The 8,043-nt window shown below is 61.5% G+C and carries 7 protein-coding genes; 2 read left to right on the top strand and 5 right to left on the bottom strand.

Going from position 1 to position 8,043, the window contains the following annotated elements; all coding sequences use genetic code 11:
• Positions 1-57 precede the first annotated feature (57 nt).
• Positions 58-1,440, bottom strand: coding sequence for a cysteine--tRNA ligase (gene cysS, locus ACO6VD_RS23730; protein ID WP_422422403.1), 1,383 nt, complete (start codon positions 1,438-1,440; stop codon positions 58-60).
• Between the two features lie 9 nt (positions 1,441-1,449).
• On the bottom strand, positions 1,450-3,153 hold the full coding sequence (locus ACO6VD_RS23725; RefSeq protein WP_422422402.1) for a glutamine--tRNA ligase/YqeY domain fusion protein: 1,704 nt from the start codon (positions 3,151-3,153) through the stop codon (positions 1,450-1,452).
• A gap of 236 nt (positions 3,154-3,389) precedes the next feature.
• On the opposite strand from ACO6VD_RS23725, the gene ACO6VD_RS23720 reads away from it, so the two are divergent.
• Both ACO6VD_RS23720 and ACO6VD_RS23715 read left to right on the top strand, forming a co-directional pair.
• Positions 3,390-3,893, top strand: coding sequence for a peptidylprolyl isomerase (locus ACO6VD_RS23720; protein WP_422422401.1), 504 nt, complete (start codon positions 3,390-3,392; stop codon positions 3,891-3,893).
• A complete protein-coding gene (locus ACO6VD_RS23715) occupies positions 3,890-4,612 on the top strand; it encodes a UDP-2,3-diacylglucosamine diphosphatase (RefSeq protein WP_422422400.1) in 723 nt (240 codons plus the stop codon). Before ACO6VD_RS23720 ends, ACO6VD_RS23715 begins: the two co-directional genes overlap by 4 nt.
• 74 nt (positions 4,613-4,686) lie before the next feature.
• Here ACO6VD_RS23715 and ACO6VD_RS23710 read toward each other — a convergent pair whose 3' ends face one another.
• The 3 genes from ACO6VD_RS23710 to ACO6VD_RS23700 are packed head-to-tail and all read right to left on the bottom strand — an operon-like array spanning position 4,687 to position 7,879.
• Entirely contained in the window at positions 4,687-6,216 is a 1,530-nt protein-coding gene (locus ACO6VD_RS23710; protein WP_422422399.1) for a DHA2 family efflux MFS transporter permease subunit, read from the bottom strand.
• On the bottom strand, positions 6,213-7,409 hold the full coding sequence (locus ACO6VD_RS23705) for an HlyD family efflux transporter periplasmic adaptor subunit (protein ID WP_422422398.1): 1,197 nt from the start codon (positions 7,407-7,409) through the stop codon (positions 6,213-6,215). The genes ACO6VD_RS23710 and ACO6VD_RS23705 overlap by 4 nt, the downstream gene beginning before the upstream one ends.
• Entirely contained in the window at positions 7,406-7,879 is a 474-nt protein-coding gene (locus ACO6VD_RS23700) for a MarR family winged helix-turn-helix transcriptional regulator (protein WP_400173786.1), read from the bottom strand. Before ACO6VD_RS23700 ends, ACO6VD_RS23705 begins: the two co-directional genes overlap by 4 nt.
• Positions 7,880-8,043 lie beyond the last annotated feature (164 nt).

The raw sequence follows: 8,043 nt of genomic DNA, 5'->3' as shown, positions 1-8,043 counted from the left end.
GGTCGCAACCCCCCCCCCCTCCTTTTTTTTGGGGCCTTCCTCTCCCCCCGCGATTGGTCAGTCAGCCAAGCGCCAGGTGGTGGCACCCTTGCTGTCTTCCAGCACCACACCCATGGCGGTGATCTGGTCGCGGATGCGATCCGACTCTGCCCAGTTCTTGTCCGCACGCGCTTGCAGGCGCGCCTGGATCAAGGCCTCGACTTCAGCCGCATCGACCTTGCCTTCGGCACCAGCACGCAGGAAGTCGTCAGCATCCAGCTGCAGCACACCGAGCAGGTCACCCAGCTGACGCAGACGACCGGCCAGGCCAGCCGCTGCCTCTGGATCACTTTCGCGCAGACGGTTGATCTCGCGCACCAGGTCGAACAGCACCGCGCAGGCTTCAGGCGTGCCGAAGTCGTCGTTCATCGCCAGGGTGAAGCGATCGACATAAGTCTCGCCACCCTTGGCCTCGACCCGCGGCAAACCGCGCAGGGCGTGGTAGAAACGCTCCAGCGCACCCTTGGACTCACGCAGGCTGTCTTCGGAGTAGTTGATCGAGCTGCGGTAGTGGCTCGACACCAGCAGGTAGCGAACCACCTCCGGGTGATACTTGTCGAGCACGTCGCGGATGGTGAAGAAGTTGTTCAAGGACTTGGACATCTTCTCGCCATTGATGCGAATCATGCCGCAGTGCATCCACGAGTTGGCGTACTGCTTGCCGGTGGCGGCCTCGCTCTGGGCGATTTCGTTCTCGTGGTGCGGGAACTCCAGGTCGTTACCACCGCCGTGGATGTCGAAGCTTTCGCCCAGGCAGCAGGTGGACATCACCGAGCACTCGATGTGCCAGCCCGGACGACCCGCGCCCCACGGCGACTCCCAGCTCGGCTCACCCGGCTTGACGCCCTTCCAGAGGACGAAGTCGAGTGGATCCTGCTTGGCTTCGTCGACCTCGATCCGCGCACCGATGCGCAGGTCTTCGATCTTCTTGCGCGACAGCTTGCCGTAGCCGACGAACTTGCCGACCCGGTAGTACACGTCGCCATTACCCGGCGCGTAGGCGTAGCCCTTGTCGATCAGGGTCTGGATCATCGCGTGCATGCCGGCGATATGGTCGGTGGCACGCGGCTCCTGATCCGGCGGCAGGATGTTCAGACGGCGCTCGTCTTCGTGCATCGCGTCGATCATGCGGGCGGTCAGCGCGTCGAACGACTCGCCGTTTTCGTTGGCCCGGTTGATGATCTTGTCATCGATGTCGGTGATGTTGCGCACGTAGGTCAGATCGTAGCCGCTGTAACGCAGCCAGCGGGTGACCAGGTCGAAGGCAACCATGCTGCGGCCGTGGCCCAGGTGACAGAAGTCGTACACGGTCATGCCGCAGACGTACATGCGCACCTTGTTGCCTTCGAGCGGTTTGAAAACTTCCTTGGTCTTGCTAAGCGTATTGTAAATGGTAAGCACGAGCGTTCCTCAGCTGCCCCACGAATCGCGCAGGGTCACAGTCCGGTTGAATACCGGGCGACCCGGCTGGGAGTCTTTCAGGTCGGCGCAGAAGTAACCTTCGCGCTCGAACTGGAAGCGGTCTTCTGGCTGGGCCTGGCCCAGGGAAGGTTCCGCACGACAACCAGTGAGTACCTGCAGCGAATCGGGATTGATATTGTCGAGGAAGCTGCCGCCATCGTCGGTCTTCTCGGGGTTGGCCGAGCGGAACAGGCGGTCGTACAGACGCACTTCGCACTCGACGCTGGCCGCGGCCGGCACCCAGTGGATCACGCCCTTGACCTTGCGACCCTCAGGGTTCTTGCCCAGGGTGTCCGGGTCGTAGGAGCAACGCAGTTCGACGATGTTGCCGTCGGCGTCCTTGATCGCTTCGTCAGCGCGGATCACGTAGCTGCCGCGCAGGCGCACTTCACCGGCCGGCTCCAGGCGCTTGTAGCCTTTTGGCGGCTCTTCCATGAAGTCGTCGCGATCGATGTAGATTTCGCGCTCGAACGGCAGCGCGCGCATGCCCATGTCTTCTTTCGGGTGGCGAGGCAGTTCGAGGTTCTCGACCTGGCCTTGCGGGTAATTGGTGATGACCACTTTCAACGGACGCAGCACGCACATGGCACGTGGCGCGGTGCGATCGAGGTCGTCACGGATGCTGAACTCGAGCATCGACATGTCGACCACGCCGTCGGAACGGTTGGTGCCGATCATTTCGCAGAAATTGCGGATCGAGGCCGGGGTGTAGCCGCGGCGACGGAAGCCGGAAAGGGTCGACATGCGTGGGTCGTCCCAGCCGTTGACGTGCTGCTCGTCGACCAGTTGCTTGAGCTTGCGCTTGCTGGTGATGGTGTAGTTCAGGTTCAGGCGGCTGAACTCGTACTGACGCGGCTTGGCCGGCACCGGCAGGTGCTCCAGGAACCACTCGTAGAGCGGACGGTGGCCTTCGAACTCCAGGGTGCAGATGGAGTGGGTGATGCCTTCGATGGCATCCGACTGACCGTGGGTGAAGTCGTAGTTGGGGTAGATGCACCACTTGTCGCCGGTCTGGTGGTGATGGGCATGGCGGATGCGGTAGAGGATCGGGTCGCGCAGGTTCATGTTCGGCGAGGCCATGTCGATCTTGGCCCGCAGTACACGCTCACCGTCCTTGAACTCGCCAGCCTTCATACGGGCGAACAGGTCGAGGTTGTCTTCGACGCTGCGCTCGCGGAACGGGCTGTTCTTGCCTGGCTCGGTCAGGTTGCCACGGTATTCCTTGGCCTGCTCCGGGGTCAGGTCGCAGACATAGGCATTGCCCGATTTGATCAGGTCCACGGCCCAGTCGTGCAACTGGTCGAAGTATTCGGAGGCGTAGCGCACCGGGCCGGTCCACTGGAAGCCCAGCCACTGCACATCGCTCTGGATGGCGTCGATGTACTCCTGGTCCTCTTTGGCCGGGTTGGTGTCATCGAAACGCAGGTGACAGGCTCCACCGAATTCCTGGGCCAGGCCGAAGTTCACGCAGATCGACTTGGCATGGCCGATGTGCAGGTAACCATTGGGCTCTGGCGGGAAACGGGTGACGATGCTGCTGTGCTTGCCCGAGTCCAGGTCGGCCTGCACGATCGGGCGCAGGAAGTTCGCAGGGACGGCGGGAGCGCCTTTGGCAGCGGCGTTGGGAGCGGTGTCGGCAGTGGGCTTGCTCATAGGATCCTTGAAATACGGGTGCACGGCCTGGGTAGGCCGACTGAATCAAAGCGCTTATCATAGCCGAAGCGGTCGAGCTGCCGACAGCGTCCGGCCGACAAACTGGCCCTATATTCGGTACTGGCAGCAAAAAAACTGCCGCAAGCCACGTATCGCGGGCTGTAGACTGTGCGTCAGGTTTGTATCGCGATCCTGCGCGACCCTATTTCAAATGCCTTGAAAGAGCGAATTTCAGCATGTCCAAAGTCAAACTGAGCACCAATCACGGCGACATCGTCATCGAACTGAATGCCGAAAAAGCCCCGATCACCGTGGCCAACTTCATCGAATACGTGAACGCCGGCCACTACAGCAACACTGTTTTCCACCGCGTCATCGGCAACTTCATGATCCAGGGCGGCGGTTTCGAGCCAGGCATGAAAGAGAAGAAAGACAAGCGCCCAAGCATCCAGAACGAAGCTGACAACGGCCTGAGCAACGACAAGTACACCATCGCCATGGCCCGCACCATGGAGCCGCATTCGGCGTCGGCGCAGTTCTTCATCAACGTCACCGACAACAGCTTCCTCAACCACAGCGGCAAGAACGTTCAGGGCTGGGGCTACGCGGTATTCGGTAAAGTTACCGAAGGCACCGACGTTGTCGACAAGATCAAAACCGTTGCCACCGGTTCCAAGTCTGGCCACCAGGACGTACCGGTTGATGACGTGATCATCGAGAAAGCCGAGATCATTGAGTGATACTGCTGATCTCTGATCTGCACCTGCAAGAAGAACGCCCGGACATTACCCGGGCGTTTCTTGATCTGCTCGACGGTCGTGCGCGCCACGCCGAGGCGCTGTACATCCTTGGCGACTTTTTCGAGGCCTGGATCGGCGACGACGCCATGACGCCGTTCCAGACCACGATCTGCCAGGCCCTGCGTGCCTTGAGCGACAGCGGCACGCAGGTCTACCTGATGCATGGCAACCGCGACTTCCTGATCGGCGAAGCCTTTTGCAAGGCTGCCGATTGTACCCTGCTGAACGATCCCTGTGTCGTTGAGCTGGGTGGTGAGCCGGTGCTGCTGATGCACGGCGACAGCTTGTGCACCCTGGACCTGGCCTACATGAAAATGCGCCGCTACCTGCGCAATCCTGTAAGCCTGTGGATCCTCCGCCATCTACCGCTGAGCACCCGCCAGAAACTGGCGCGTAAACTGCGCAGCGAAAGCAAGGCGCAGACGCGGATGAAGGCCAACGACATTGTCGACGTGACGCCGGAAGAAGTACCGCGAGTCATGGCGCAGTTTGGCGTGCGCACCCTGGTGCATGGCCATACCCATCGCCCGGCGATTCACAAACTGATGGTCGATGAGCAACCGGCGCGGCGTATCGTGCTGGGTGACTGGGATCGCCAGGGTTGGGCGTTGCAGGTGGATGAGCAAGGGTTTCAGTTGCAGCCCTTTGCTTTTCCTTGAGACCTGATCGCGGGGCAAGCCCGCTCCCACCCGTGGGAGCGGCGGTGCGGCGACCCGACTTGCCCCGCGATCGCTCAATGCCCCGCCGACGCAGGCCCCGCTTTAGCCGCGAACGGCGGCTTGGCCAGCCACACCAATAGAATCAATCCGGCAAACACCCAGCCCATCAGGGTGAAGTAATCCACCGTCGACATCATGTACGCCTGACTGCTGAGCATGCGCTCCAGCTGCGCGTAAGACTGCCCGTTCGCACCGCCCAGGTGATTCAGCGCCTCTCGGGTGGCAGGTTCATAGGTACTGATGCTTTCACTGAGATAAGCATGATGCTGGTCCGCCCGGCGAATCCAGATCCAGGTGGTCAACGAGGCGGCAAAGCTACCGCCCAGGGTCCGCAGGAAAGTGGCCAGGCCCGAACCGTCGGCAATCTGATGCGGCGGCAGGTCCGAGAGCAGGATGCTCAAGGTCGGCATGAAGAACAGTGCCACACCGATGCCCATGAACAGCTGCACCAGGGCAATGTGCTGGAAGTCCACTTCATTGGTGAACCCGGCACGCATGAAGCAACTGGTGCCGATCGCCAGGAACGCCAGTCCGGCCAATACACGCAGGTCGAACTTGTGCGCGTACTTGCCGACAAACGGCGACATCAGCACCGGCAGCAAACCGATCGGCGCCACTGCCAGTCCGGCCCAGGTGGCGGTATAGCCCATCTGGGTCTGCAACCACTGCGGCAGGATCAGGTTGATGCCGAAAAAGCCCGCGTAGCCACCCACCAGAACAATGGTGCCGATGCGAAAGTTACGGTGCACGAACAACCGCAGGTTGACCACCGGATGCTTGTCGGTCAGTTCCCAGATAATGAAGATCGCCAGGAACACCACCGAGATCAGGCTGCCGGTCACGATGAAACCCGACTCGAACCAGTCCAGGTCATTGCCCTTGTCGAGCACGATCTGCAAGGCTCCGACCCCGATGATCAGGGTCAACAGGCCGATGTAGTCCATGGGCTGACGCTGGGTGCTGACCGGGCGTGTGCGCATTTGCTGGCGCACCACCGCCGCAGCAAACAGACCGATGGGCACGTTGATGAAGAAAATCCACGGCCAGCTGTAACTGTCGGTGATCCAGCCGCCGAGGATCGGCCCGGCAATCGGTGCCACCACCGTGACCATGGCCAGCAAGGCCAGCGCCATACCGCGTTTGGCCGGCGGATACACGGCAATCAACAGGGTCTGAGTCATCGGGTACAGGGGGCCGGCAACGATGCCCTGGAGGACCCTGAAGCCCACCAGTTCCGGCATCGATCGGGCGATACCGCAGAGGAACGAGGCCAGCACGAACAGCAGCGTGGCCCAGATGAACAGCTTCACCTCGCCAAAGCGCCGGCTCAGCCAGCCGGTCAGCGGCAAGGCAATGGCATTGCTCACCGCGAACGAGGTGATGACCCAGGTACCCTGCTCCGAACTGACACCCAGGTTGCCGGAAATGGTCGGCAAGGCGACGTTGGCAATGGTGGTGTCGAGCACCTGCATGAAGGTCGCCAACGACAACCCGATCGTGGCCAGCAGCAGGCTCGGCGGGCTGAATGAAGCGTTGTTGCTCATCGCAGCGCCGTCTTGCTGGAACCTTCACTGTTGGCATGGATCAACCGGGCGATCATGGCATCGGCCTCGACCAGTTGCCGGTCATACACCTGGGTGGTGAACGATGCCTTCTTCGCAGGCAATTGGGCCAACACCGGGCCACTTTGATCATGCAGATCAACCGTCACCAGGGTCGACAGGCCGATACGCAGCGGGTGGGCCGCCAGTTGCTCGGCATTGATATGAATACGCACCGGCACCCGCTGGACGATCTTGATCCAGTTGCCGGTGGCGTTTTGCGCCGGCAACAAAGCGAACGCACTGCCGGTGCCCGCACCGAGGCTGTCGATGGTGCCACTGTACTTGACCTCGCTGCCGTACAGATCGGCGACAATGTCTACCGGTTGACCGATGCGCATGTTGCGCAACTGGGTTTCCTTGAAGTTGGCGTCGATCCATAGCTGATCGAGCGGAATCACTGCCATGGTCGCAGTCCCCGGCTCCAGGCGCTGGCCCAATTGCACGGTGCGTTTGGCCACATAGCCGGTGACGGGAGCTACCAGGGTGGTGCGCGCCGCAGCCAGGTAAGCCTGGCGCAGGTCGGCAGCCGCCGCCATGACTTGCGGATGAGAGGAGACCACGGTGTCATCAACCAGTGCCGAGGTGGTGTTGAGCTGTTGTTTGGCATTAATAAGCGCGCTTTGCGCGGAAGCCAGGTCGTCACGGGCGTGGGACAGCTCCTCCAGCGAAATAGCCCCGCCAGCGACCAGGGTCTTGCGCCGAGTGTAGTTTTCCTGGGCCTTGGTCTGCTCGGCCTGACGCGCCGCCACCTGGGCCTTCATGCCGTCGACATTGCTGTACAACCCGCGCACCTGACGTACCGCACGGGCCAACTGCGCCTGGGCGGCCTGCAGACCTACCTCGGCATCGCTGGGGTCGAACTCGATTAGTACTTGCCCGGCATGCACCAGGTCACCGTCGTCGACTCCGATACTGACCACGGTCCCGGTGACCAATGGCGTGATTTCCACCACGTTACCGTTGACGTAGGCGTCGTCGGTCTCTTCGTTCCAGCGCCCGTACAGCTCATGCCAGGCCCACACGGTACCGCCGCCGAGGACGATCAGCAGGGCCAGGCAGAGTAGCCAGGTTTTGCGTTTACGGCTGTTGTTGAGGTCTTGCGCCGTGTTGGCGCTGTCGGTCTCGGCGTTCATTTTGCACCTACGCGCAGGGCTGTCAGGGTGTCGCCCGCAGCGAGCAGGACCTTGCTCAGCAGGCTTTCCAGGGTCGCCAGTTCATCCGCGGCGAGCACACCGACCAATTCGTTCATCGCCGCAGCGCCGATCTGCGGCAACTGGTCGGCGAGCTTCTGCCCCTCCTCGCTCAACGCCAGACGCACCTGACGGCGATCATCCGGGCAGCGCCGGCGCAGGATCAGGTCTTTTTGCTCGAGGCGATCGAGCATGCGTGTCATCGAGCCGCTGTCCAGCGACAGGTAACGGCAGAGTTCGGCAGGCGTATCGACCCCGTACTGAGCAACGATGATCAGCACCTTGAACTGCGCGGCAGTAACGCCGAAGTCCTGCAGGTGGCTGTCGAGAATGCGGTCTTTGACCAGCGCGGCACGGCCCAGGAGCATGCCGATGGTGCAGGTCTGAAAGTTTTCGGGGGTGAAGTGTTGCATCGAGGCGATACCTGCTTAGGCAGTTAGTAACATAATGTTACTGCCTAGACAGCTAACGTCAAGCCATTAATTAGCTTGCTTGCTATTTGGCTGGAGAGACCTATCGCGGGGGGGGGGAGGAGGCACCCCCACCACACTAGGAGGGGCGGTTCTGCCGGAAAGAC

The sequence above is a fragment of the Pseudomonas sp. GZD-222 genome (assembly GCF_049310525.1).
Lineage (GTDB): Bacteria > Pseudomonadota > Gammaproteobacteria > Pseudomonadales > Pseudomonadaceae > Aquipseudomonas.
The sequence above is the reverse complement of the archived record's forward strand: the minus strand, read 5'-3'. Positions and strand labels throughout refer to the sequence as shown.

What these genes read in the sequence shown, in the direction of transcription:
- ACO6VD_RS23720 (WP_422422401.1), top strand. Translation starts at nt 3,390, where the DNA reads ATGTCCAAAGTCAAACTGAGCACCAATCACGGCGACATCGTCATCGAA.
- ACO6VD_RS23710 (WP_422422399.1), bottom strand. Translation starts at nt 6,216, where the DNA reads ATGAGCAACAACGCTTCATTCAGCCCGCCGAGCCTGCTGCTGGCCACG.
- ACO6VD_RS23705 (WP_422422398.1), bottom strand. Translation starts at nt 7,409, where the DNA reads ATGAACGCCGAGACCGACAGCGCCAACACGGCGCAAGACCTCAACAAC.
- ACO6VD_RS23725 (WP_422422402.1), bottom strand. Translation starts at nt 3,153, where the DNA reads ATGAGCAAGCCCACTGCCGACACCGCTCCCAACGCCGCTGCCAAAGGC.
- ACO6VD_RS23700 (WP_400173786.1), bottom strand. Translation starts at nt 7,879, where the DNA reads ATGCAACACTTCACCCCCGAAAACTTTCAGACCTGCACCATCGGCATG.